This window comes from Methyloparacoccus sp. NF-16 (assembly GCF_056880625.1).
This window is the reverse complement of record NZ_CP174130.1, coordinates 1,776,555-1,800,808: the sequence shown is the minus strand read 5'-3', so window position 1 is coordinate 1,800,808 and position 24,254 is coordinate 1,776,555. Positions and strand designations below refer to the sequence as shown.

18 protein-coding genes are annotated in these 24,254 nt (G+C 67.3%); 5 read left to right on the top strand and 13 right to left on the bottom strand.

Annotated elements, in window-relative coordinates:
• The first annotated feature begins 132 nt into the window (after positions 1-132).
• Positions 133-1,107: an AI-2E family transporter gene (locus ACH5N8_RS08655; RefSeq protein ID WP_483281014.1), complete on the top strand. Its 975-nt coding sequence runs from the start codon at positions 133-135 to the stop codon at positions 1,105-1,107.
• 196 nt (positions 1,108-1,303) lie between these two features.
• A complete protein-coding gene (locus tag ACH5N8_RS08650) occupies positions 1,304-2,959 on the top strand; it encodes an alginate export family protein (protein WP_483281013.1) in 1,656 nt (551 codons plus the stop codon).
• Positions 2,960-3,084: 125 nt separating this feature from the next.
• Here ACH5N8_RS08650 and ACH5N8_RS08645 read toward each other — a convergent pair whose 3' ends face one another.
• The 5 genes from ACH5N8_RS08645 to ACH5N8_RS08625 all read right to left on the bottom strand — a co-directional run bounded on the left by ACH5N8_RS08645 (position 3,085) and on the right by ACH5N8_RS08625 (position 12,767).
• Positions 3,085-4,539 carry an efflux transporter outer membrane subunit gene (locus ACH5N8_RS08645; protein ID WP_483281012.1) on the bottom strand — a complete coding sequence of 485 codons (1,455 nt, stop codon included), beginning with the start codon at positions 4,537-4,539 and terminating at the stop codon, positions 3,085-3,087.
• Positions 4,540-4,552: 13 nt separating this feature from the next.
• Positions 4,553-7,687 (bottom strand): efflux RND transporter permease subunit, encoded by a 3,135-nt coding sequence (locus tag ACH5N8_RS08640; RefSeq protein ID WP_483281011.1) that lies wholly within the window; start codon positions 7,685-7,687, stop codon positions 4,553-4,555.
• Positions 7,688-7,692: 5 nt separating this feature from the next.
• Complete coding sequence (locus tag ACH5N8_RS08635) at positions 7,693-8,889, bottom strand: efflux RND transporter periplasmic adaptor subunit (RefSeq protein WP_483281010.1); 1,197 nt, start codon at positions 8,887-8,889, stop codon at positions 7,693-7,695.
• Positions 8,890-8,921: 32 nt separating this feature from the next.
• Positions 8,922-11,645: a cation-transporting P-type ATPase gene (locus tag ACH5N8_RS08630; RefSeq protein ID WP_483281009.1), complete on the bottom strand. Its 2,724-nt coding sequence runs from the start codon at positions 11,643-11,645 to the stop codon at positions 8,922-8,924.
• A gap of 588 nt (positions 11,646-12,233) precedes the next feature.
• Positions 12,234-12,767, bottom strand: a complete 534-nt coding sequence (locus ACH5N8_RS08625; protein ID WP_483281008.1) for a hypothetical protein — start codon at positions 12,765-12,767, stop codon at positions 12,234-12,236.
• A 430-nt stretch (positions 12,768-13,197) separates the two neighbouring features.
• Here ACH5N8_RS08625 and ACH5N8_RS08620 point away from each other — a divergent pair, with 430 nt between their 5' ends.
• Both ACH5N8_RS08620 and ACH5N8_RS08615 read left to right on the top strand, forming a co-directional pair.
• Entirely contained in the window at positions 13,198-13,707 is a 510-nt protein-coding gene (locus ACH5N8_RS08620) for a hypothetical protein (protein ID WP_460027695.1), read from the top strand.
• On the top strand, positions 13,704-14,282 hold the full coding sequence (locus tag ACH5N8_RS08615; RefSeq protein ID WP_483281007.1) for a helix-turn-helix transcriptional regulator: 579 nt from the start codon (positions 13,704-13,706) through the stop codon (positions 14,280-14,282). The genes ACH5N8_RS08620 and ACH5N8_RS08615 overlap by 4 nt, the downstream gene beginning before the upstream one ends.
• 53 nt (positions 14,283-14,335) lie before the next feature.
• On the opposite strand, the gene ACH5N8_RS08610 is transcribed toward ACH5N8_RS08615, so the two are convergent.
• The 6 genes from ACH5N8_RS08610 to ACH5N8_RS08585 form a co-directional block, all read right to left on the bottom strand.
• A complete protein-coding gene (locus ACH5N8_RS08610) occupies positions 14,336-18,073 on the bottom strand; it encodes a PAS domain S-box protein (protein ID WP_460027697.1) in 3,738 nt (1,245 codons plus the stop codon).
• A 132-nt stretch (positions 18,074-18,205) separates the two neighbouring features.
• Entirely contained in the window at positions 18,206-18,448 is a 243-nt protein-coding gene (locus ACH5N8_RS08605) for a CDGSH iron-sulfur domain-containing protein (RefSeq protein WP_460027698.1), read from the bottom strand.
• A 59-nt stretch (positions 18,449-18,507) separates the two neighbouring features.
• A complete protein-coding gene (locus ACH5N8_RS08600; RefSeq protein ID WP_460027699.1) occupies positions 18,508-18,897 on the bottom strand; it encodes a hypothetical protein in 390 nt (129 codons plus the stop codon).
• Between the two features lie 328 nt (positions 18,898-19,225).
• Positions 19,226-19,570 carry a small metal-binding protein SmbP gene (smbP, locus tag ACH5N8_RS08595; protein ID WP_460027700.1) on the bottom strand — a complete coding sequence of 115 codons (345 nt, stop codon included), beginning with the start codon at positions 19,568-19,570 and terminating at the stop codon, positions 19,226-19,228.
• A gap of 158 nt (positions 19,571-19,728) precedes the next feature.
• Positions 19,729-20,331: a nuclear transport factor 2 family protein gene (locus ACH5N8_RS08590; protein ID WP_460027701.1), complete on the bottom strand. Its 603-nt coding sequence runs from the start codon at positions 20,329-20,331 to the stop codon at positions 19,729-19,731.
• Positions 20,332-20,411: 80 nt separating this feature from the next.
• Positions 20,412-20,720 (bottom strand): hypothetical protein, encoded by a 309-nt coding sequence (locus ACH5N8_RS08585; RefSeq protein ID WP_460027702.1) that lies wholly within the window; start codon positions 20,718-20,720, stop codon positions 20,412-20,414.
• Between the two features lie 240 nt (positions 20,721-20,960).
• Here ACH5N8_RS08585 and ACH5N8_RS08580 point away from each other — a divergent pair, with 240 nt between their 5' ends.
• The gene (locus ACH5N8_RS08580; protein WP_460027703.1) at positions 20,961-21,476 is read left to right on the top strand and encodes a hypothetical protein; all 516 of its coding nucleotides are present in this window, start codon (positions 20,961-20,963) and stop codon (positions 21,474-21,476) included.
• A 30-nt stretch (positions 21,477-21,506) separates the two neighbouring features.
• On the opposite strand, the gene ACH5N8_RS08575 is transcribed toward ACH5N8_RS08580, so the two are convergent.
• Together ACH5N8_RS08575 and ACH5N8_RS08570 are read right to left on the bottom strand one after the other, a co-directional pair.
• Positions 21,507-23,459, bottom strand: coding sequence for an EAL domain-containing protein (locus ACH5N8_RS08575; protein ID WP_483281006.1), 1,953 nt, complete (start codon positions 23,457-23,459; stop codon positions 21,507-21,509).
• Between the two features lie 5 nt (positions 23,460-23,464).
• The gene (locus ACH5N8_RS08570) at positions 23,465-24,169 is read right to left on the bottom strand and encodes a transglutaminase-like cysteine peptidase (protein WP_483281005.1); all 705 of its coding nucleotides are present in this window, start codon (positions 24,167-24,169) and stop codon (positions 23,465-23,467) included.
• Between the last annotated feature and the right edge of the window lie 85 nt (positions 24,170-24,254).

Here is a 24,254-nt window from a genome sequence, read left to right as displayed (position 1 = left end):
GCGTGGTCAATCCCTCGATGAGTCAACAGCAATGCGATGTCCTCGATGGCCGTGGCTGGAGGTCCAATGAGCGTAGTCGGTGATTTCAGTCCCCCGGCCAGGGGGGCCATGGTTGCGGGTGCCTGCGCACTGGTGATCGGTTTGCTGAAAGTGGCCGCGCCGGTGCTCGAACCGATCCTGCTGGCCGCTTTCATCGCCATCGTCGCGACCCCGATGCTGCAATGGATGCGGCGTCATGGCGTGCCGAAATGGGGCGCGCTGGCGCTGATCACCTTCGTGCTGCTGGATGCCGGCAGTTTGTTCGCGCTGATGACGACCGGTGCGGTGGAAGGGTTTCGCGAAAGCTTCCCGGGCTATCAGGAACGCTTCGCGGCCTTGAGCGAGCAGTTCGGGCGTTGGGCCGAGGGCATCGGCATCGGCGGGTCCACCGAGGCCGTTCCGGATCTCATCGACCCCGCCAGGGTGTCGGCCGCGGTGCGGCTGCTGCTGTCGGGCGCAAGCAGCCTGTTTGCCGAGGGGTTCCTCGTCATTCTCATCGTCGTCTTCATCCTGCTCGAAGCATCGGCCTTCCCGGCGAAGCTTGCGGCGGCGTTTGCCCTGGGCGGCGACGGCGTGGCGCGGTTGCAGCGGGTTCTGGGCGCGGTCAATCACTACATGCGGATCAAATGCGGCATGAGCCTCTTGATGGCGGCGGGCGCGTGGCTGCTGCTGCGGGTGCTCGGGATCGACTTTGCCGTCCTGTGGGCGATCCTGACCTTCCTGCTGAACTTCATTCCCGTCGTCGGCGCCATCGTCATGATGGTTCCGCCGGTCCTGATGGCGCTGGTCCAGACCGACCCGCAGACGACCTTGCTGGTGGCGGGCGGATACCTGGTGTTGCACATCGTCATCGGCGAGATCCTGGAACCCAGGATCATGGGCAAGGGCCTCGGAATCTCGGCGCTGACGATCTTGATCGCCGTGCTGTTCTGGGGATGGCTGTTCGGCATCATTGGCATGTTCCTCGCGGTGCCGCTGACCACCGCGCTGCTGATCGCGCTCGAGGCCAGCCCGTACACGCGGCCCTTGGCCATCCTGCTCGGCTCCCATCCGGAAGGGGAGCCTTGACCCCGACTCGTCAGGGGCATGACGGGATGGAAGACGCCGACGCGCCCGGCGGGATTCCGCCGGGCGTTCCGCGCGTCGGCCCGACATGGCGCCACTCGCTGTCGGCTTGGAGTCCCCGGCATGATCCGGCCGCGTAACCCGCGCGAACCGCTTCGATCGCAAAGGGAGCGAGATCAATATCACGATACCCTGGGCCGTGACGAAACCGAGGCATGGTCTCTGCTGGCGCTCCCTGACCGGCCTGGTCTGCTGGGGCTGGCTTTCGGCCACGGCGTGGGCCGGGGGCGACGGGACGGCCCGGCCCGAGGCGACCGCCCCGCGCGATCCGCAGACGCCGGCAACGCCTGCCGCCGCCAGCGCGGAAGGGGATGAAACCGAAGTGGACCCGGGGGTCGGGCCCACCCCGGAAAAGGACCAGAAGGGCGCCATGACGCCCGAATACAAACGCCCCGACCGGTGGAGCCTGACAGCGGGCGGCAGTCAGCGGAAGGACTGGCTGACGGGCAAGAACCGCTGGTATCTGAACGAGCATTTCAACGCGCGGAAGATATTCGGCATGCCCCGGTGGCTCAACGGCATGCTGGAACACCGGACGCGCTACGAAAGCTTTGACGGGCCCTGGCGGCGTGGGCAAACCGGCGGCCAGGACCAGGTTCCGCTGCAGACGGTGTTGTGGCTCGAGGCGCATCAGGACGGGTATCGGGCCGGCTTCGAACTCTGGGATGCGCGGCAGTATGGCGCCAAACCCGACGACACGCTCAACAACACGATGGTCAACGTCGCCAACTTCACCCAGCTGTACGGGGCCTGGAGCACCCGGAATCTGCTGGATTCGGGCCTGGGTTTCGAGGCCAAGGTCGGCCGGCAGACCCTGGAACTGGGCAGCCGGCGACTCGTCGCGCGGAATGCCTATCGCAACACCGTCAACTCGTTCACCGGTCTGATGATGCGCTTGCGGGAGGGGCAGGGGGACTGGCAGGTGCATGCCTTCGCCGCCCAGCCGGTGCTCCGCCTGCCGGACCAGAAGGAGCAACTGCTCCACAACGATTGGGCGTGGAACGAAGAGGAACAGGACATGCTGTTCGCTGGTCTCTTCCTCGAAACGCGTGCCCTGCCCTGGGATCTCAACGGCGAGTTGTACTTCTACTATCTCAACGAAGTGCCCGGTTATGTGTACGAGGATTTCGATCAGTCCAGGCTCGGCCGGCGCCGTCTTTTCACGCCCGGATTCCGGGTGTTCTGGCCCGCCAGAAAGGGTGAGTGGGATTTCGAGGTTGAAAGCGTGGCCCAGACCGGCACCTCGCGGGAAACGCCCTGGTCCAGCGTGCTCTCCCACGAGGCTTTCATGCAGCATCTCCAAGTGGGTTATACCTTTAACCTGCCCTGGCAGCCCCGCCTGATAGCCCAGTACGACTACGCCTCGGGTGGCCTGGGTGACGACGGCACCACGACCCGTTCATTCGATTCCCTCTATGGCGCGCGGCGCTTCGAGTACGGTCCAACCGGTATTTGGGGACCCTTCAATCGCAACAACATCAACGCCCCCGGCATGCGGCTCCTGCTGATTCCGCATCGGAATTTGACGAGCTTCGTGGCCTACCGGGCGTGGTGGATGGCGGATGCCAAGGCGCTCTGGCAACCCGCCGGTCTGATCGATCCCACCGGTCACGCCGGAGATTTCATGGGGCATACGGTGGAACTCTCCGTGCGCTGGGACCCGCGCTACAACCTCAGCCTGGAGCTGGGATGGAATTACCTGATCAAGGGCGGTTTCGCCCGGAACGCACCCGAGGCCCCGGCGGATCATGACAATGTCAACTACTTTTATGTGCAGACGGAAGTCCGGTTCTAGCCGGATGTTCCCGCGCGCCTCCCGGCACCATGGCCGGCAGTGATCGGGCTCACCCGTGGCTGCGCGCGACGATTGCTGCCGTTGACGGCCATGGGGCCGTCGCGCGGGGTGCGCGCCGCTCCGTCCTACGGGAAGATGCTCGCCTCGCGTGGCTGCGGCGTTTCGGCCCTGCGCTGCGCGTTCACGACCCAGCCGCCGCCCATGGCGCGGTACAGCTGGATGGCCGCGACGAAGCTGTCGTTGCGGGCCAGGATCCGGTCGATCTCGGCATCGTAGAGCTGCCGCAGCGAATCCAGCACGACGATGTAGGGCGTATAGCCCTCGTCGAATTGCCGTCGCGACAGTCGCGCGTAGCTGTTGACCGCGTCGACGCGCGCCTGCTGCGCCTGCTGCCGTTCCAGGGATTTTTTCCGCGCCACCAGGGCGTTCTCGAAATCGCGGAAGGCGCTGATGATGGCGCGCTGATAGCTGGCCAGGGCCGCCCGCTGGATCGCCTCGGCCGCCTGGACCTGACCTTCGATCTTGCCGGCCGTGATGATCGGCCCGACCAGCTGCAGGCCCACGGACCAGAAGCTCGCGCCCGGCAGGAACATCTGGTCGAGATCCTGTGCCGCCTGCCCGCCCATGCTGGTCAGCCGCACCTTGGGGAAGTATTCGCCCCGCGCCACGCCGATGCGCGCCGTGGCGGCGGCCAGGTTCTGCTCCGCCAGCTGGATATCCGGCCGGCGGCGGAGCAGGTCGGAAGGCAATCCCTCGGGCACCGCCGGCAGCGCCAGCTCGTCCAGCGACCGGCCGCGCGCCACCGGGCCGGGATTCCTGCCCAGCAGCAGGCTGATGGCGTGCTCGGCCTCGGCGATCTGCTGCTCGAAGACCGGCACCAGCGCCTTGCGCCGTTCCAGTTCCGAGAGCACCTGGGTGTATTCCAGTTCGGATGTGTAGCCGATTTCCAGCCGGGTCCTGGCGATGCGGGACTCCTCGTTCAGGGTGTCGATGATGCCGCGTGTCGCCTCCAGGGTCAGATCGACGGCGCGCAGGTTGATGTAGGTCTGCGCCAGCAGCGCGGCCACCGTCAGCACCACCGCGTCACGCGCGGCCACCTGGGCGAACAGGTCGGCGCTGGCGGCTTCCTTGGCCCGGCGCAGCTGGCCCCAGACATCCAGCTCCCAGGTCAGCTGGCCACCGAGAATGGCGTGGTCGCGGTCGACGAAGGGCAGATCGTTGATGGTGCCCGACTCGGCGCCGCTGATCAGCCGTCGCTCGTACAGGGCGTTGCCGAAAATCTGCGGGAACAGGTTGGCCCGGGTGGATCCGTAGCGACCCATGAACTGCTCGACGTTGGCGACGGCGATCTTCAGGTCGAGATTGTTCCGCACCGCCTCGTCGATCAGGCGGTTCAGCGCTGGATCGTTCAGCAGCCGCCACCACTCCAGGTTGGTGACGTCGCGAGCGCCCTGGGCGGCGAACCGCCAGTGCTTGGGCGTCGGGAACTCGGGCCGCTGGTAATCCGGCCCGACCTTCCAGCAGCCGCCGAGCCCCAGGACAAGGACGGCCAGCAAGCTGCCGGCCAATCGTGAAGGCATGCCGCCACTGCGCTCAGCCACTCGGCGTCTCCCCGGCATCGGTCTGCCGGCGCCCGGCGATCCGTTCGACGACATAGAAGGTCACCGGAATCAGGAAGATGGCGATCAGCGTCGCCGCCGTCATGCCGCCAATCACGGCGTAGCCCATGACCTGGCGGGACAGGCCGCCGGCGCCGCTGGCGGTGGCCAGCGGAACGCAGCCGAGCAGGAACGAGAGCGCCGTCATCAGGATTGGCCGCAGCCGCAGCCGCGCCGCGTCCAGGGCCGCATCGAGGGTGGTCTTGCCCTGCTCGACGCCGGCTTTGGCGAACTCGACGATCAGGATCGCGTTCTTGGCGGCCAGGCCGATCAGCATGACCAGGCCGATCTGGGCGTAGAGGTTGTTCTCGTAGTGGCCGATCCAGAGCCCGACGAAGGCGCCAAAGATGGCGATGGGCGTCCCCAGCAGCACGCTGAACGGCAGGCTCCAGCTTTCGTACTGCGCTGCCAGGATCAGGAACACGCAGAGGATCGCGAAGCCGAAGATGAGGCTGGCCGACACGCCCTGCTGCGCCTGCTGTTCCTGGAAGCTCATGCCGATGTAGTCGAAGCCCATCTCGCGCGGCATGGTGTCGGCGAAAACCTCTTCCAGGGCCCGCATGGCCTGCGCCGAACTGTAGCCCGGGCTGGCGCTGGCGTTGACCTGGGCGCTGCGGTAGAGGTTGTAGCGCAGGGTGAATTCGGGCCCCAGCGTGGTATCGACGCGGGTCAGGGCATCCAGCGGCACCATCAGGCCGTCCTTGTTGCGCACATAGAACTGGTTCAGCTGGCGGTCGTCCTTGCGGTATTCCCCCTCGGCCTGGACATACAGCTGCCACTGGCGGCCGAAGCGGTTGAAATAGTTTATGAAACCCGAGCCCATGAAACTTTGCAGGGTGGTGTAGACATCGGCAAGGTTGATGCCCTGCTTGAGCACCTTGTCCCGGTCGACATCGACATAGACCTGCGGCACGGTCGGCAGGAAGGTCGTGCTGACCGAGGCCAGCTCGGGGCGCGCCTGGGCCGCCTGGATGAACTTGCGCACGTTCCCGGCCAGAAAGGCGAGATCGCGGCCGGCGCGGTCCTCCAGCACCATGGTCACGCCGCCGGAGGTGCCGATGCCGGGAATCGCCGGCGGCGGGAAGGCGAAGCCGATGGCGTCGGGGATGGCGGCGAATTCGCGGTTCAGCCGGGCGATGATGGCGGCGGCCTTTTCCTCCGGCGCCTGCCGTTCCTCCCATGGCTTCAGGGAGATGAAAAAGAACGCGCTGTAGGTGTTGCTCACCTGGCTGAGCAGGCTGAAGCCGGCCACCGACGAGTAATGGGCGACGCCCGGCGTGCGGGCGAGGATCTCCTCGACCTTGCGCGCGGTCTGGTCGGTTCGTTGCAGCGAGGCGGCGTTCGGCAGCTGGATGCCGGCAAACAGGTAGCCCTGATCCTCCTCCGGCAGGAAGCCGCCGGGCACCAGCTTGCCCAGCCCGCCCGCGGCTGCCGCCACGGCGGCCAGGAACAGCAGGCTGATCACCGACTTGCGGATCAGCAGGGCGCAGATGCCGACGTAGCCCTCGGTGGCCCGGCCGAAGATCCGGTTGAAGCCGTCGTAAAACGGCTGCAGCGGGCCGGCATGGGTCTTCGGCCGCAGCAGCAGCGCCGAGAGGGCCGGACTCAGGGTCAGCGAATTGAAGGTCGAGATGGCGATGGAGACGCACACGGTGACGGCGAACTGCTGATACAGCCGGCCGGTGATGCCGGGAATGAACACCGTCGGCAGGAAGACCGCGATCAGCGCCAGCGAGGTGGCCAGGATCGGGCCGGTAACCTCCTGCATGGTCCTGAGCGTCGCCTCCTTGGGGCTCAGTCCCTTGTCGATGTGGTGTTCGACCGCCTCGACCACGACGATGGGATCGTCGACGACCAGACCGATGGCCAGCACCAGGCCGAACAGCGACAGGGTGTTGATGGAAAAATCCAGCACCGGGAACAGGGCGAAGGTGCCGACCAGCGACACCGGCACGGCCAGCAGCGGAATCAGCGTCGCCCGCCAGCCCTGCAGGAACACGAAGACCACCACGATGACCAGCGCCAGCGCCTCGAACAGGGTATGGATGATCTCCTCGATGCCGGCGCTGACCGCCAGCGTGGTGTCCAGCGCGACCAGGTAATCGAGGCCGGGCGGGAAACGCCGCTTCAGCTCCTCCATCATGTCCCGGGCACCCTGGGCGGCGGCCAGCGCGTTGGTGCCGGGCAGCTGGTACAGGGCGATCAGCGCCGAGGGCTTGCCGTTCAGGCGGCCGATCTGGTTGTAGGTCTGTGCGCCCAGTTCCACCCGGCCGACATCGTGGATGCGCACCATCGAGCCGTCCGGATTGGCCCGCAACACGATATCGCCGAATTCCTCTTCGCTTTGCAGCCGGCCCTGGGCGCGCACCGAGTAGGTAAATTCCTGCCCCGGCGGCACCGGTTCGCTGCCGATCTGGCCGGCCGGGTTGACGCGGTTCTGGTTCTCCACCGCCTCGACGATCTGCGGGATGGTCAGGTTCAGCTTGGCCAGCTGGTCCGGCTTGACCCAGATGCGCATGGCGTATTTGCCGGCGCCGAACACCGTGACGCTGGCGATGCCCGGCACCCGGGTCATCTGGTCGTTGATGTTGATGTGCGCGTAATTGGCCAGGAAGATGTTGTCGTAGCGGTTGTCCGGCGAATACAGGGCGAACAGGATCAGCGGCGAGGCCGTCGATTTCTGCACGTTGATGCCATAGTTGCGGACATCGCTCGGTACCTGCGATTCCGCCTGCGCCTTGCGCATCTGCGCCAGCACCTGGTCGGTGTTGGGATCGGTCTTGACGTCGAAGTTGACCCGCAGCGTCATGGTGCCGTCGTTGGCGTTGACCGAGTACATGTAGTTCATGTTGTCGACCCCCGACATCTGCTGTTCGATGGGGGTGGCGACGGATTGCTCGACGGTCACCGCGTCGGCGCCGGTGTAGGTGGTGCTGATCTGGATCTCCGGCGGCACGATGTCCGGGAACTGCGCGGTCGGCAGTCCCAGCATGGCCACCAGGCCGACCATCACCATCAGGATGGCGATGACAATGGCCACGATGGGCCGGTTGACGAAGAAGCGCGACATGGGGTTCAGGGATGGACGGGCGTGGCCGGCTGGGCGTCGTCGGCGGAAGCCGGCCGGCGTGGCGTGACCTTCAGGCCCGGGCGGGCTTTCTGGATGCCCTCGATGATCACCCGCTCGCCCGGCTTCAGCCCCTCGTCGATCACCCACAGCGACGCCACCCGCTCGCCCGGCCTGACCGCGCGGATGTCGATGGTGTCGTCGGGGCGGACCACCGCCAGCTGGTAGCCGCCTTGCAGTTCCGTCACCGCGCGCTGCGGCACCAGCAGCGCGCCGCGCTTGGTGCGCAGTTGCGCACGCACGCGGGCGAACTGGCCGGGACGGAGGATGTTGCCGGGATTGGGAAACAGCGTTGCCACCTTGATGGTGCCCGTGGTCGGGTCGACCTGACGGTCGGCGACGTAGAAGCGCCCCGTGCGGGGATGGTGCTCGCCGTTGGCGAGGATCAGATCCAGGTCGGGCGGGCCCTCGCTCGCGTCCGCCTTGGTGGCGAAACGCATGTAATCCTGCTCACTGATCGAGATGTAGGCGCGGATCGGGTCCAGCTGCGACACCGTGGTCAGGGCATTGCTGTTGGCGCTGTTGGGGCCGACGAGGTCGCCGATCTGCGCCTGCGACAGACCGATGATGCCGGTGATCGGCGAGCGGATGCGGGTGAAGCTCAGATCCAGCTGGGCCGAATGCACGGCGGCCCTGGCGGTCATCACCTGCGCCTCGCCGGATGCCACCCGGCCCAGGGCATTGTCGCGATCGCGCACGCTGACGGCGCGCTCGGGCAAGAGCCGCTGGATGCGCTCGTAATCCAGCCGGGCGGTTTTCAGCAGCGCCTCCTCGCGCGCCAGGGTGCTGAGGGCGCCGTCCAGGGTCGCCTGGAAGGTGCGCGGATCGATTTCGTAGAGCAGCTGGTCCTGCTTCACCAGCTGCCCCTCCTCGAAGTGACGGCGGATCAGGTAGCCCGTGACCTGGGCGCGGATCTGGGCGTTCACCATGCCGTCCAGCGTGCCGACCCATTCCTGGTAGACGGGCACGTCGCGTTGCGTGACCTCGACGACCTCCACGATGGGACCGGCCGCGGCCGCCGCCGGGGTGTCGGGCGGTTTCCCGCCACATCCGGCCAGGCCGGCCAGCCACAGGTTCAGGACCAGCCCGGCCAGCGGGCGCCGGAAAACCTGCCGCCGCGGTCGCGGCGGCAACTGCGCGATCATGGATATCTCCCCCAAGGTCTCGGCCGCATATTCTAGCCGCCGCCTTGCCGCCGCCGAGGCCTGGAAAGCCACAGGCGCAACAGCTTCTCGGTGCCGACGACGAGGTAGACGAGCAGGCCGCAACCGATGGCTAGCAGCCATTCGGGCCAGCCCAGGGGCTGGGTCTGGAACAGCCAGTTCATCGCCGGCAGATAGATGATGACGGCCTCCGCCAGCAGCATGGCGGCGATGCCGGCCCATACCCAGGGATTGGAAAAGAGGCCGATCTTGAACATGGAATGCCTCAGCGAGCGGCAATTCAGCAGATAGAACGCCTCGCCGACGGCGAACAGGTTCATCGCCGCCGTGCGCGCCTTGGCGATCGGCTCCCCGTGCGCCAGCTCCCACTCGAATTCCAGGAAGGCGCCGGCGGTCAGCAGCAGGGCCACCAGCACCGAGCGGAAAATCAGCGTGCGCGAGAGGATCGGCTGGTCCGGATGCCGGGGGCGGCGTTGCATGATATCGGCTTCCCTGACCTCGAACGCCAGCGGCAGGCCGAGCAGCACGGCGGTGGACATGTTCAGCCAGAGGATCTGTACCGGCAGGATCGGCAGGGCGATGCCGAGCAGGATCGACAGCAGGATGACCAGGCCCTCGCCGATGTTGGTGGGGATGGTCCAGGTGATGAACTTGATCAGGTTGTCGTAGACCCCGCGGCCTTCCTCGACGGCGGCGGCGATGCTGGCGAAGTTGTCGTCGGTCAGCACCATGGCGGCGGCCTCCTTGGCGACCTCGGTGCCGGTGATGCCCATGGCGACACCGATGTTGGCCTGGCGCAGCGCCGGGGCATCGTTGACCCCGTCGCCGGTCATGGCGACGACATGCCCGCGCGCCTGCAGGGCGGTGACCAGGCGCAGCTTCTGCTCCGGGGCGACGCGGGCGAACACGCTGGTCTTCTCCGCCGTGGCCGGCCAGGCGCGCTCCGGCAGCTCGGCCAGCGCGCGGCCGTCCAGGGCATGCAGCGGCTCATCCGGATCGGTGAGCCCGATCTGGCGGGCGATGGCCACCGCGGTGCCGATATGGTCGCCGGTGATCATCTTCACGCGGATGCCGGCGCGGCGGCAGTCCGCCACCGCCTGGATGGCTTCCGGGCGCGGCGGGTCGATCATCGCCTGCAGGCCGAGGAAGGTCAGCCCCGTGCTCACGTGATCGTGGTGCAGGGCCTCGCCGGCGGCATGATCGCCGCGGGCGAACGCCAGCACCCGCAGGCCCTGCCCGGCCAGTTCGGCGACCGTCCGCTGGATGGCCTCGACGTCCAGCGGCACCGGCCTCAGCGCTTCGTCGAAGGCGCTTTCGCAACGGTCCAGCAGGCTTTCCACCGAGCCCTTGAGATAGACATGGCGGGCGTCCTCGGCACGGTTGTGATGCAGGGTCGCCATGAACTGGTGGACCGATTCGAAGGGGATCGCGTCCAGGCGCGGGTGGCTGTCCTGGGCCGGTTCGCGGTGCAGTCCACCCTTGTGGGCGGATACCAGCAGGGCCGCTTCGGTAGGATCGCCTTCGATGCGCCAGGCGTTGCCGTCCCTATACAGCCGGGCATCGTTGCACAGTAGCCCGGCGCGCAGGATTTCCAGCAGCGCCGGCTGGGTGGCGGCCTCGACCGGCCGGTCGTCGCGCCGGAACGCTCCCGCCGGGGCATAGCCGGCGCCGCTGACCGCATAGCGCCGGCCGCCGGCGAGGATGGCCTGGACTGTCATCTGGTTCTGCGTCAGGGTCCCGGTCTTGTCGGAGCAGATGATGCTGGTGCCGCCCAGGGTCTCCACCGCCGGCAGCTTGCGAATGATGGCGTTGCGTCTGGCCATGCGCGCGACGCCGATGGCCAGGGTGATGGTTACCGCGACCGGCAGACCCTCGGGAATCGCTGCCACCGCCAGCGCTACCGAGGCCACGAAGGTTTCCACGAGGTTCTCGCCACGCCATCCGCCGACCCCGAAGGCGATGCCGGCCAGGGCGAGGATGAACCACATCAGTATCCAGCTGAACTGGCCGATCTTGCGGGTGAGCGGCGTTTCCAGCTCCCTGGCCTCGGCGATCATCCGGTTGATGCGGCCGATTTCGGTGCGGTCGCCGGTTGCCACCACCACGCCGGTACCGGTGCCGTAGCTGACCAGGGTGGAGGAAAACGCCAGGTTGGTGCGGTCGGCCAGCGGCGTATCGGGGGGCAGGGGGCTGGTGGTCTTTTCCACCGGTACCGACTCGCCGGTCAGCATCGACTCGTCGATCTGGAGTTCGCGCACCGCCAGCAGGCGCAGGTCCGCCGGCACCTTGTCGCCGGATTGCAGATGGACGATATCGCCGGGTACCAGCCCGCTGGCCGGGACCACCATCCGCAGGCCGTCGCGCAGCACGGTGGCGTTGACGTTCAGCACGTTGGCAAGCGCGGCGATCGCACGCAGGGCGTTCATTTCCTGGATGAAGCCGATGACGGCGTTGACCAGCACCACGCCGAGGATGACGCCCGCGTCCACCCAGCCCTTGAGCGGGCCGGTGACGGCGGCGGATAGCAGCAGGATATAGATGAGGGGGTGGTGAAACTGCGACAGGAACAGCATCAGCGGCGACCGCCCCCGACGTGGCGTGAGCCGGTTCGGCCCCTGCGCAGCCAGACGCCGGACAACCTCCGGCGCCTGCAGGCCGGTGCGCGGGTCGCTCTTCAGCGCGCTCAGCAGGGCGGCGCCATCGGCATGATGCCAGCGAAAATCCTCGGACGCCTTCATGGGAAACCTCCTGGCGGGGCAATGCCACCGTCTGACCTGGCGGTGGCTCGACGGTCGATCATAGCAGCGCCACCCGCGGGCGGCGGGCGATGCCCCAGGATGTCCTGGACCGCACCGGTATCGCCGGCGTGGCCCGGGCCCATCGCTGCCACCGTCGCGAGCAACGGCCCCCGGACGCACGCGCGTTCGATCATGCCCGTGCCGGGCGGCAGGTGGCGCATCGCCTGGCATCGCCAAGCCACTCAGGACCCATGGCCGGCCCGAGCGCTGCAATGGCCGTATCGCCGGGGTGCGGCAAGCCCATCCACGCCGCTTCGCCGGTCTCCGCAGGCATCCCATCCCCTACCGATCCTGGGACAACACGCGCCGGTGCGGCCTGGGGATGCTGTCGCCGTTTTTCAGGGGCACGAGCAAGCCTTGCGGAGCCGCGTCAACGTGGCGCTTCACCGGCGGGGGCGTGCCTTCCGCACGATGGACCTGCCACCATGAACCCGGGCGTCGCGGTGGTGGCGGAAGCCGGTGATACCGAATGCCAGAGCTTCGCCGGATCAGCTCGCGGGCCATGGCGGAGTGGGATGCGCCGGGTGTTCAGCGAAGGTCGTAGTGCCCGTTCAGTTCCACGACGCAACGCTGAACCCCGCTGGTGGCCGAGTCGTGTTCGAGCGTAATGGCATCGCCAGGACTCAGGTATATCCTCGAGATTTGCGACAAGACCTGAACCCCGTTGCTACCCGCTGGCGCAATATATTGATTGGGCGTGAAGTAAAAGTAATTGTTGCTGAAATTGTCCCCCGCATCGGGGTTTTTCTTGGGCGCACCATCCGGCGTCGAGGTGATGGCAATGTAATCCGCCCGTCCGTCGCCGACGCAGACGCCTGACACGAACTCGATCACCAGCTGGTTAACCTTTCTGTGACCGATTCTGGAAACGACCGTGAAGGTGGTCGGCAAAGCCGGTTGCGTGGCATCGCAACGCGCGCCGGGCGCATTGGAATCGCACAGCTTTTTCGAGAATGACACAAGGCGATTGAGGGGCGCCGCGGGTGCGGTTCCCGGGGACAGGCTACCCAACAGGAGGCAGCTGGCGATCATGGCTTTTGCGGCAATGCGGTGGCTTGGCATGAGGTTCTCCTTTGTGTATGGCGGCATGATGATTGCCGTTCTTGGATGGCCCGCCCATGCGGCTGTGGGCGAGCGCTTCCGGCAAACGAATTCCCTGCTGAAATGGCGCGATGATTCTCCTTCGGGGTTACGGACAGGTAATGCGCCGCAGATGGGCGGGCGGGTATGGCGTGTCTGCTGGCGGCGATGCTCCCGTTTCTCCCGCATCCCGGCTTGTCCCCGTGGGCGGCGACCGTGGGGTCGATTGCCGGGCCACAGACCCGCCTGGCATCGGCATTGCCGGGAACGGCGGATGCTTCATGCCACGACCGGATGACGATTCGCTGCGGTCGGCACGGGATCCTTGGCATGGGGTTCGCGGAAATTTCGGCGGCATGGGCCTGGGGCTGGCTCAGTTCTGCGTGTCCCCTATTCTAGACTGTGGTCATTGATGTTCAATGAAGGTTCTTATGCAAAAAGCGGAACCGTTTATGCGGAAAGTGACGTCCCCCGGCATCGCCGTTTCGCGGCCACGGTACCGCGCGGGGAGTCCGTGACGGCGCAGATGAACATCCGCTGGCTCAGCGAACCGGGTAGCGAGCCGATGCTGATCAAGGCAGGCCGGAAGGAACCGCGCAGAACCGAGTTGCCGTTCCGGCAAGGCGAGGGGCACGGCTGGGTCGAAATGCTGGACCTGCCGTTCGGGATTCACCTGTGCCGGGTTGTGCATCATTTCGAGCCGGGGGAGGCGGCAGGCCTGCGGCCGGTGTCGGAAGTGGTGACCGAGTTCAGCGAGCCGGTGCTGTTCGTGCAGACGGCTCGGCAGGGCCGGGGGTACTGCATGACCGCCGGCTGGATGTCTGGCTGGCACACGATCCCGGCGCGTGCGTCTTTCAGCACATGGACCGCATCGATCACCAGCACTGGGCGGATACGTCGACGACAGTGGAGGTGGGGGTGAGGGCGTCCAGGCTGCGGCGTTACCTGGGGCAGCCAACCGTGGGGAACCTGTTGGCGAGCCTGGGCCTGGGCCAGCCCCCGCCGGCCAGCGTGCGCACTGTGCCGAAATACATCACGGCGATACTGCAATCCTGCTTCGCCGATCATCTGGCCGGCAACTTGCGCAAACTGCATGCCCAGGCCAGGGTGCTGGACTTCATCGTGGCGTTGGCCGACCATCTGGCCCGCGATACCGGGCGGGAAGCGCGCAGGATCCGGGTCGTCAGGCGGCTGCGCGAGGAACTGGACCGGCTGGAGGGGGCGGTGCCGTGTCTGGACGCGCTGGCCAGGCGTTATGGCCTGTCGGAGCGGTCGATGAACGCGCTGTTCAGGCAGCAATACGGGCAGTCGATCCATGCCTACGCTACCGGCCAGCGGCTGGAGGCGGCGCATGCGGCCTTGCGGGGCAGCGACACGCGGTTAAAGGTGCTGGCGGCCCGCTTGGGCTATTCCAGCGTCAGTCATTTCAGCAATGCCTTCACCAGGAAGTACGGCTATCGCCCGGGGAGCCTGAGGCGGGAGAAATCCCGCAACTAGGTGCCGACGGGTCGCCGGGACCGGCCGGCCGGGCCGAAGGCATTCTTGCCAGGTCAAAGACGACCGGATCGATAGCGCCCCAGGACAATGGTGAGTTGCTGGATGTCCAGCGGCTTGGTGAGGAAATCGTCCATGCCGGCGGCCAGGGCGGCGTCGCGCTCCTCGGGTAGCACTCCGGCGGTGAGGGCGATGACGGGCAGATGGGTCAGGGCGTCGTGCTGGCGTATGGCGCGGGTCGCCGCCAGGCCGTCCATGACCGGCATCTGGATGTCCATCAGCACCATGTCGAAGGCCTCCGGATTCGCCCGCAGGTGTTCCAGCGCCTCCTCGCCGTTGACGGCCAGCATCACGTCCGCGCCGGTCAGGGCCAGGGCACGCTCGGCCAGCAGGCGATTGGTGCGGTTGTCGTCCACGGCCAGGATCCGCAATCCCCGCAGCTGGCCTTCCGGCGACGGCAGTGCCGGGTGATCGGGCGCGGCGCTTGCCGCCGCGGTCCGGTGGCGGGCAAACGGCAGCTCGAACCAGAAGGTGCTGCCGCGTCCCAGTTCGCTCTCGACACCCAGCTGCCCGCCCATCAGCTCGACCAGCCGCTTGCTGATCGACAGTCCCAGGCCGGTGCCGCCGAAGCGCCGGGTGATGCTGGCGTCGGCCTGGGTGAACGGCTGGAACAGCCGTGCCAGCACCTCGGCGGGAATGCCGATGCCAGTATCGCGGACCTCGAAGCGCAGCCGCGTCTGGCCGGCGTTGTTGTCGAGGGTGACGACAGTCAGGCTGATCGCGCCGCGCTCGGTGAACTTGACGGCATTGCTGGTCAGGTTGATCAGGATCTGCTCCAGTCGCAAGGGGTCGCCTTCCAGGCTGTCGTGGGCGGCGATATCGCCCTGCACCCGCAGCTCCAGTCCCTTGGCCTCGGCCTGCTGGCGCAGCAGCTGCATGACCCGATTCAGCAGCGATGACAGGCTGAAGTGCTGCGAATCGATGCGGAGCTCGCCAGCCTCGATCTTCGAGAAATCGAGGATGTCGTTGATGATGTTGAGCAGAATGTCGCCGGCCTGGCGCATCTTCGTCACCAGCTTGCGCTGCCCGGGCGCCAGGCCGTCCTGCTCGAGGATCTGGGCGAAACCGAGGATCGCATTCATGGGCGTGCGGATCTCATGGCTCATGTGCGCCAGGAACTGGCTCTTGGCGGCGCTGGCGGCGGCCAACTGGGCGGTGCGTTCCTCCACCTTGCGCTCCAGGTTGGCATTGAGGTCGCGGATGGCCTGCTCGGCGCGCTTGCGTTCGGTGATGTCGCTGCTGATGCCTTCCAGGCGCAGCGGGCTGCTCTGCTCGTCGTAGATCACCCGGCCGGTCGAGGCCAGCCAGCGTTCGCTGCCATCGGGCCAGTACAGGCGATATTCCTGCGACAGGTCGGTGCCGCTGGCAATGGCCCGGTCCAGCGCCTGGCGCAGGCGCGTGGCGTCCTCGGGATGGATGCGCGCCCACCATGCCGCGCGGCTGGGCTGCGAGCCGGGCGTGAAACCCGCGAGCGCCAGGGCGGTTGGCGACCATTCGATGACGTCGCTGGACATGTCCCAGTGCCAGGCGCCCAGATGGGCGCCGTCGAGCGCCAGCCGCAGCCGCTCCTCGCTGACCTGCAGCCGCTGCTGGCTGCGGGCCAGTTCGGCGGTCCGCTGCTCGACACGGTTTTCCAGCTCCTGGTTGAGGGTCTGCAAGGCCTTTTCCGCGGCCTTGCGCTGGGTGATGTCGCGGATGAAGGCGCAGTTGTATTCCTCGCCCTGAAAGACGAAGTAGTTGGCGTTGACTTCGACCGGGATCAGCCGTCCTTCCCGGGTTCTGTGCACCGACTCGAAGGTCAGCGAACCCGCCTGCTTGAGGGCCGCCCAGTGCTCTCCCCAGCTGGCGTTGCCGTAGTTGCCGTCGATATCCGGCACCGTCATCCGTTGCAGCTCGTCCAGCCGGTAGCCCAGCAGGCGGCAGCCGGACTGGTTGATATAGGCGATGCTGCTGTCGGGACGTACCCAGCCGATGAGGTCGGAGGCGCTTTCCAGGGCAAACTGGCTGAGCTTCTGTTGCAGGTCCTGGTGCTTGCGCTCGGTGATGTCCTCCGCCACGCCCGCCAGGAGTCTTACCCGACCGTCGGCCTCGACGACCGGATAGCCGCGATCGCGGATCCAGCGGATGCTGCCATCGGGGCGGACGATGCGGTATTCGTGATCGAACGGTTCCGGCTGGGGCCTGGCTAGCACGGCCTCGACGATGGCCCGGTCGTCCGGGTGAATGGCGGTGATCAGGTCTGCCGGATTCCGGCAGACCTGATGCATGGGGCGCTGCCAGATGGTTTCGAAGGCGGGGCTGACGAAGAGCACCCGGGTGAACGGGTAATCGGTCATCCAGAACACCTCGGCAATGGTGTCCATCACCACCTGCAGGGTCTGCTCCCGCTCCCGCAGCGCGTCCTCCATGCGCTTGCGCTCGGTGATGTCACGCAGGATCACGAAACAGCGGTCCGGCGCGAATACCTTGATGTCGATCTCGCTGAGGAAGGTGGCGCCATCCGGGCGGCGATGCTCGCACTCCAGGTGGTGCGAGGCGCCGGGCTGGAAGGATTCGACCGCCGCTGGCAGATTGCCGGGTGCCAGCTGCGGCAGGAGTTCGGGCAGCCGGAGCGACTGCAACGCTGCCTGCGACTGGTCCAGCATCCTGCGCGCGGCGGGGTTGGCATCCAGGAAGCGCTGGTCGCCATCCAGCAGCAGGATGCCGTCCGGGCTCTGTTCGAACAGGGTCTGGAACTGGGCGAGGCTGCGCAGCTTGTCCATTTCCGCGCCCCGCAGGACCGCCAGATGGCGCTTGCTGCGGCATTGCCAGGCCAGCAGGGCGAGGCAGGCCACCAGGGCGACCGCGGTGACCAGCAGGCTGGCGAGGTACAGGGCCTCCCGCCGTCCCTGGGCGTCGACCTCTGCCCGGTCCATCTTCGCGCCCAGTATCCACGATGAATCGGGCACGGGCAGGCTGGCGCTGATCACCGGGATGCCCCGGTAGTCCAGTTCCTTGGCCGCCGCATCCCTTTCGGACGCAGCACCGCTGCCGGCGCTCCCGGTCGCCGGCAGCCGCACGCCGAGCGCCGCGCCGGGCCGGTGCCTGGGGTCATTCAGATACAGCAGCTGGTCGCCGTCGCGGCGGACCAGCAGCGATTCGCCACTCTGGCTGGGCGTCGGCCAGCTGTCGACCAGCGGAAAGAGGTTCCGCCGCGCGTCGATGAGGAAGATGACCGCGCCGACCGGATCCTGGCGATCGAAGACCGGCGCCACCAGGGCCAGATGCGGTTGCGGGTAGGCATCGCTGAGATGAATGTCGGACAGCGTGGCGCGACGATGCTGCCAGGCTTCCCGCACGGCCGCCTCGATTTCTCCGGTCAGCCGGTCGACGGCCGTGGCGCCGGCGCGGAAGTGGATGGAGCCGCCGGTATCGACAACCAGCACGTCATGGTAGCCATGCTGCTGGATCAGCGCCTCGAAATAGCCGCGGAGTTCCTCCAGCAGCCGGTTGTCGCGGGTGCCCTGCAGGCAGTGGCGCAGCTTTTCCATCACCGGCGCGTGCGCGCGCATGACCTCGGCGTCGGCCAGGCGATCGCGGCGCCAGCGCACCAGATGCTCGACCTTCAGGCGCACGATCCCCTGGAGCAGATGCCGGGTTCGGCCGCGCGCCTGGTCGAGATGGGCGTCGAAAATCTCGAACGTGCTCCACGACAGGGCGGCCAGCAGCAGGATCGCGGTCAGTAGCTTGCTCATGTTCCGCCGCAATGGCCTGGAGGCCGCAGGAGTCCGGTAGCAGGAAGGAAAGGGTGCGGACGATGGTCCGTCCCGGGCGAGGCAGGCGCCGAACCGGTCGACGCGGTGTCGCCGCCCGGTTCGTCCATGGGGTCAGAGCGTCTTGTGGGTTCCGTCGCAGAGTGCGCCTTTATGGCTGTGCTTGCAGCCGCAAAACCAGACCTTGCCGGTCTGCTCGGGTACGAACTGGACCGGCGCGAAGGCCGACCCCTTGTGGCTGCCGTCGCAGAAGGGCTGTTTGGCGCTCTTGCCACAGGCGCACCAGTAATAGGTTTTGCCGGCCTCGACGTCGACGGGGCAGGGGGCTTTCTGCGCGATGGTGGGTTCGTCGGTCATGGGATTTTCTCCTTGCTCGGTGGGGATCAAGACGGTTGCCGCCCGGCGGCGGGATCGGCTCAGGGCCGGATGTTCACGTAAATCGGCAGGAAGGCCTCGCAGCCCTCCCGGCTTCTGGCGCGCAGGGTGATGCGAACCCGGCCGGCGGTCGCGATCGGTGATGCCGGCCGAAATTCGATCCGCGTGTCGCCCGAGCGCTGCGGCGTGATGGTGGGCTGTACCTTATCACCATTGACGCGCAGGTCGAGGCTGGCGAGGTCGGTGTTCTCGGACGCGCTGATGCTGAACTCGGTCAGCGCCGTTACCACGGCGTCGTTGGCGGGCGTGGCGCGGAAAAACTGCGGCTCGGGGCAGCTGTCGCCACCGCCACCGCCGCCACCATAGGCGAGCAGGGCGGAGCTGATGCCGCCAAGCAGCAGCGCAAGCGACCAGCAGCGAATCGTTTTCATCGGATGTCCTCCCGGTGAAGTTTGAGGGTGTGATCGGGTCGGCGGTCTGGGCGGCGGCCGTGCCGGATGTCGGCAGCGACTATAGCGCACAAAAAACCCGGCGCGGGGACCGGGTTTTCTGTGACTCGAGAGAGGAGCTTACGAACCCTTCGACTGCCCATGTCGCAACAGGTTCCGTGGTGTGCACCGGAAGTTGCGGCAAATTCCGGGACGCGGCGCTGTTGTTGCCGCGCCATGGGGCGGCATCCCGGAGGATGCGCAACGGCGAACGGAAGCGATGGTTCCCGCTCGCCATTGGGTCGGTGGTGTCGGCGGACGGCCGGTCAGATCAGAACGACTTTTCCGCGGCTTTCAGGTGGGTGGCCGCGGCGTCGGCAGCCTCGCCGGCGATGTCGGCGTGCCCCATCTTGGCATGCTCGATGGCATCGTTGAGGTTCTTGATGCCGGCATCGAGGTGCGCGTTGGGCTTCTCGGCCTGCGCCGCCTCGGCATGGGTCTTCGCCGCGGCGGCGTGCTCGCCAACGGCGGCCGCATCGCCCTTCTTGCCGCTCTCGGCGGCGGCCAGGGCATGCTTGGTGGCCTCGGCCTTGTGGTCTTCGGCCAGGACCTGGGTGGTGCCCAGCAGGCCGGCAATGAAACCGGCGGTCAGCAGGGACAACAGTTGCTTCCTCATGACATTCTCCTGTGCGGTGAGGTGGACATGGCGCCGGTACCACCTGTCGGACCGGCGCTCGGTTATGGCGAGCCGGCAGGGCTCGCACCCCGCGGGCAGCGGTAGGACCCCGGGCGGGCGCAAAGGTTGCCCGGAGGCCGGCCGCCGGCGCGTGGATCTCAACGTCCCAGCAGCACGATCCCGAGCATGGCGAGCACGCCCTTGAGCTTCTGCCAGGGTTTCAGGTCCGGCCGGATGGGATCGACGCCGGGCAACTTCAATCCCCAGGCCAGACGACGCAGCTTCTGCTTGACCGGCGGTTCCAGCTTGCCGTCCGCGGCCAGTTCCATGAACAGGGCCTTGACGTTGCCGAGGTCGAAGAAGTCCTTCTGCCAGGCCCATTGATAATCGCCGCCATAGCGGAACCAGCTGCCGCCCAGGCCGGCCACCTCATAATCACTGCCGTCGTCGCGCTTGACCGGCGCGACCTGCCGCCAGATGCCGATGACCTCGCCGCGCTGTTCGTCGATCAGGATGCTGTCGTAGGGATAGCGCCACTTCTCGAAGCCCTCCATGTGCGCGCCCAGCGCCCATTCCTCGATCTGCCGGCGGCCGCGGGCGACGAACTCGCGGTTGGGGCCCATGTTCCAGCTGTATTCGGCGTCCTCGGCATACATCTGGCCCAGGCTTTTCACCCAGTCGCCGGCACGTTCGGAGTCGCGATTGGCGGCGAGCCAGCGTTCGACCATGGCTTCGAGTTCTTGGCGGGGATAGGCGGGCATGGCGGTTTATCCTGCGGAGACTGAGAGGCGGGCATGTTACACCAGCCGCCGGCGGGTTCCCGCTGTCATCGGCCCCGGGTTTATTGCTTGATGGCGCCGTAGCCCTGTTCCGCTTCCTGCATGATGCGCCGGCCTTCATCGATCAGGCGCCGGCCCTCGGCGATCTGCTGGTTGGCCTGCTCGATGAGCTTCTCGCCCTCCTGCGCCATGCTTTCCCCTTCCTTGTAGCGCTGGCCCAGCTGGGCCATGCCCTGGCTCTCGCGCAGGATCTGCTCGCCGGACAGGGGTTTGGGCGCCTGGGGTGGAGGCAGGGGCTTGTCGCTGGCGCAGCCCGCCAGGAGGGCGGCGAAAGCCAGGCAACAGAGGGGCATGATGGTCGGGTGGCGCATGATGGACTCCTGATTGTGTGTGCCGTTGTCGAAAAGAACAGGGAACGGGACCGGCCCCGCCCCCGCCCCGCCAGGGAAACCCGCTCCGGGGCACCCTGTCGGGCGGGGTGGCCGGCGGGACGGTGTACATTATCCTTCAGCCGGGTGGCGGGCAGGCATGTCGCCGCTCCGGCATGGATGATGTCGCTGGCCTGGCGGCCGGCTTTCACACACGATCCGCAATGCACCAGGAGGCCTGACATGGCGACGCGAGCAGACTTTTCCACCGCCGAATGGCGCACCGTCCGCAATGCGCCGCACTGGGTCGTGGCGGCCGCGACCACCGCCTCCGGCAGCGGTCTGCTCGGGACCCTGAAGGAGACCATCGCCCCGGCCGGTGCCCTGGTCGAGGCGCTCAAGGGCAACAATCCCTTGCTGCGGGCGATCTGCGACCAGGAAGAGATGCGGGCGGCCGTGGAGGAGGTCCGGCAGGACGCGCAGTCGATCGATGCCGGGGAAATGCCGGCGTATCTCCAGCAGCAGGCGGTCGGCAAGAGCCGCGCGGCCTTGGCCATCGTGCAGGCCAGGCGTGGCACCGACGACGCCAAGGCCTACGCCGGATTCCTGATGGATTTGGCGCAGCGCGTGACCCGGGCTGCCAGCGAGGGCGGCATCCTGGGGTTTGGTGGCGAGCGCGTCAGCGAGGGCGAGCGGGTGTTCCTGAGCGAACTGACCGAGGCGCTCGGCTGGCCCGGCGAGCGCACCTTCGCCGCTTGAGTCCGGGCCGACGGCGCGGATGCGGGTCGCTCACGGGAGCCGTGGCTCGCCGATCCAATAACCCTGCAGGCCATCCACGTTGAGCGCCTTCAGCTGGCGTTCTTGCTCCGCCGTTTCCACCGCCTCGGCGATCAGTCGCGCGCCCATGGCATGGGCCAGCCCGGCCAGCGCCTGGATCAGCAGCCCGCTGTCGGGGTCGTCCGGCAGGCTGCGCGTATGGCTGCCGTCCAGTTTCACGTAGGCCGGCTTGAGCGGACGCAGATCGTTGAAGGAGGACAGCCCGAGCACATGATCGACGGCCAGGGCGCTGCCCACTTTCGCCAGTTTCCCGGCGAAGTCGCGGACCTGCCGGGGATGGCGGGTCACGCCTCGCTCCGGCAGCTCGAAAACCAGCTGGCCGGCGATGTTCCGGGCCGCCACGAAGCCGGTCAGCCAGTCGACGAAGTGCGCGTCGGCGATGGCGGCGGGATTGAGGTTGATGGCGATCCGCCCGGGCACAGGCGGCTGCGCCGACGCCAGCCAGTCGGCGGCCAGCTCGACGACCCGCCGGTCCAGGGCCTGGCTCAGGCCGGTTCGCTCGGCCATGAACAGGAAGGCGCCGGCCGGCACCAGGCTGCCATCGGTCTCGCGGGCCCGCAGCAGCACCTCGTGATGCAGCCAGCCGCCCGCCTGGCGGGTATCGGCGACCGGTTGCAGGGTGATGCAGAGCGCATGTTCCACCAGATAACGCTGTATCCGCTGGCGCCATGCCTGCGCGCCGGCGCTGCCTTGTGGTGCCATCGGGGCCGCTTCGTGGGCCCAGGCGAAGGCATCGGCGCCGCCTTGCTGCGCGGCGCGCAGCGCCTGATCCGCCCGTCCCAGGATGATGCCGGCCGGTTCGCCGGGATGGCAGAGGGTCAGGCCGATGTCGGCGAGGTGCCGACCGGGCGCGGCGCCATGCTCCGTTGCCGGCCGCAGCCCGTGGAGGATGCGCTGTGCCAGTTCAGTCACCGCTGGCCGCCCGGTTTCGTTCACCAGGACGGCAAAGTCGGCGCCACCCAGGCGGCACAGCAAGCGGGCAACCGGGCCGCAGGTCGCGCCCAGCACCTCGGCCGTCCGGCGCAGCAGGGCATCGCCGGCGGCATAGCCGTGTTCGTCGTTGTAGGCCTTGAAGTCGCGCCAGGCCAGCAGCAGGAGGCTGCCGCCGGCGAACTCGTCGGGCGAGCGCAGCAGGTGGTCAAGCTGCTGGTCGAACTGGCGGCGATTGCCGAGGCCGGTGACCGGGTCGATGTAATTGTCGTGCTGGAGTCTTTCGATCAGCGCGGCCTGGGCCCTGAACAGGTGGCCGACGCGCCGCGACAGGTGGTTCATGGCATGCACGACGCGCCGCAGTTCCCGGGTTCTGGGCAATTTTTCCTGCACCGGGTACTGGCGGCGGGCAATGGCCAGCGCCTGTTTTTCGACGGCCCGCAGGGGTTTCAGCAACAGCCGCAGCAGCCCGCCGCCCACCGCGAAGCCGACCAGGGTACAGGCCAGAAACCATGCCAGGGTACCGCTGGCATCGCGCCAGAGCTGCTGGTAGGCGTAGCCCGGATGGCTGGCCACCTGCAGGGTGCCGATCTGGCTCCAGCCCCTCATGGCCTGCGCCTCGGCCGTCGGCGTCTCCAGCGGGAATCCGCGCACGAACCAGTCCGGCACCCGATCGATGACGAGCGGGGCCAGCCGCTCGTAGAGGGTGCGCCCGGCGGTATCCTGCACCCGGATGATGCGGTAGTCGCCGCGATCGAACACCGCGTCCACCATCGATTGCAGCGTGGCCTGATCCTGCTTGGCCAGCTGCGTGGAGACGGAAAGGCCCAGCGACGTGGCGGTATCCTGCGCCGTCGAGGCCAGCTGCAGGTTGAGGTAGGCGCGGGTGTTGTTCAGGCTGATGGCGAACGAGCCGATGAATACCAGCAGCAGGAGCGCGCCCAGGAGCAGGTAGAGCTGTCGCGACAGGGTCATAGGTCTTACTTGGATGGATTCCCCGACCTGACCGGCGTCATCGCCGCGACCGGCCGGGAGAGTCGTAGCAGCAAATCTTGCCATAGTCCCACCCGGTCGGCGTCGCCGGCGCGCTTGCCCTGTCCCCGTTCGCGGGCCAGCCATAGGCCGGAACCGTTGAAGCTGTAGACCGGCGCCAGGTCGTTGCGCTCGCTGGCCGGACGGATGGCGTCGGCGAGGTTGTCGAGCACCAGTGGCATGGCCTCGGGCGTGTCGTAGTAGGTCACGACCATATGCGGCTGGTTCAGCGTCAGGGCCTTGACGTAGGTCATGCGCAGCTTGGCCTCGTCGACGCCCATGGCCTTGAGGGTGAAGTATTTGGCGATGGCGAAATCCTCGCAGTCGCCGCCACCCGAGGTCAGGAACTCCAGCGGCGTGGCCCAGTAGTCGGCCTGGCGCCAGTGGCGGAGGTCGTCGATGAAGACCAGCTCGTTGAAGAAGTCGTTGACGGCCAGCAGCTTTTTTCCCTCGTCCCACGCCTGGCCGGCGGTCATCAGTGTCCGCCAGCGTTCGACACGCTGGCGCGTCTCGGTTCCGTGCCGCTGCTCGATCCAGGCCAGCAATTCGGCGCTGATTTCCAGGCTGAAGCTCCAGGCGAACAGCGGAAAGGCGAGGGCGACGGCCAGGAGTCCGCCCAGCCGCCAGCGGCGCTGCCGGCGGGACAGCGGCATCTTCGGGCAACGAGACGTTAAATGTCGCCACATGCGGGTTAATATGGGGCTGACGGACGGGATCGGGTGATGTTTGCTGCCGGGC

Coding starts and splice junctions, on each gene's coding strand:
- ACH5N8_RS08645 (WP_483281012.1), bottom strand. CDS start 4,539: ATGCCTTCACGATTGGCCGGCAGCTTGCTGGCCGTCCTTGTCCTGGGG.
- ACH5N8_RS08640 (WP_483281011.1), bottom strand. CDS start 7,687: ATGTCGCGCTTCTTCGTCAACCGGCCCATCGTGGCCATTGTCATCGCC.
- ACH5N8_RS08635 (WP_483281010.1), bottom strand. CDS start 8,889: ATGATCGCGCAGTTGCCGCCGCGACCGCGGCGGCAGGTTTTCCGGCGC.
- ACH5N8_RS08630 (WP_483281009.1), bottom strand. CDS start 11,645: ATGAAGGCGTCCGAGGATTTTCGCTGGCATCATGCCGATGGCGCCGCC.
- ACH5N8_RS08625 (WP_483281008.1), bottom strand. CDS start 12,767: ATGCCAAGCCACCGCATTGCCGCAAAAGCCATGATCGCCAGCTGCCTC.
- ACH5N8_RS08620 (WP_460027695.1), top strand. CDS start 13,198: ATGTTCAATGAAGGTTCTTATGCAAAAAGCGGAACCGTTTATGCGGAA.
- ACH5N8_RS08610 (WP_460027697.1), bottom strand. CDS start 18,073: ATGAGCAAGCTACTGACCGCGATCCTGCTGCTGGCCGCCCTGTCGTGG.
- ACH5N8_RS08605 (WP_460027698.1), bottom strand. CDS start 18,448: ATGACCGACGAACCCACCATCGCGCAGAAAGCCCCCTGCCCCGTCGAC.
- ACH5N8_RS08600 (WP_460027699.1), bottom strand. CDS start 18,897: ATGAAAACGATTCGCTGCTGGTCGCTTGCGCTGCTGCTTGGCGGCATC.
- smbP (WP_460027700.1), bottom strand. CDS start 19,570: ATGAGGAAGCAACTGTTGTCCCTGCTGACCGCCGGTTTCATTGCCGGC.
- ACH5N8_RS08590 (WP_460027701.1), bottom strand. CDS start 20,331: ATGCCCGCCTATCCCCGCCAAGAACTCGAAGCCATGGTCGAACGCTGG.
- ACH5N8_RS08585 (WP_460027702.1), bottom strand. CDS start 20,720: ATGCGCCACCCGACCATCATGCCCCTCTGTTGCCTGGCTTTCGCCGCC.
- ACH5N8_RS08580 (WP_460027703.1), top strand. CDS start 20,961: ATGGCGACGCGAGCAGACTTTTCCACCGCCGAATGGCGCACCGTCCGC.
- ACH5N8_RS08575 (WP_483281006.1), bottom strand. CDS start 23,459: ATGACCCTGTCGCGACAGCTCTACCTGCTCCTGGGCGCGCTCCTGCTG.
- ACH5N8_RS08570 (WP_483281005.1), bottom strand. CDS start 24,169: ATGCCGCTGTCCCGCCGGCAGCGCCGCTGGCGGCTGGGCGGACTCCTG.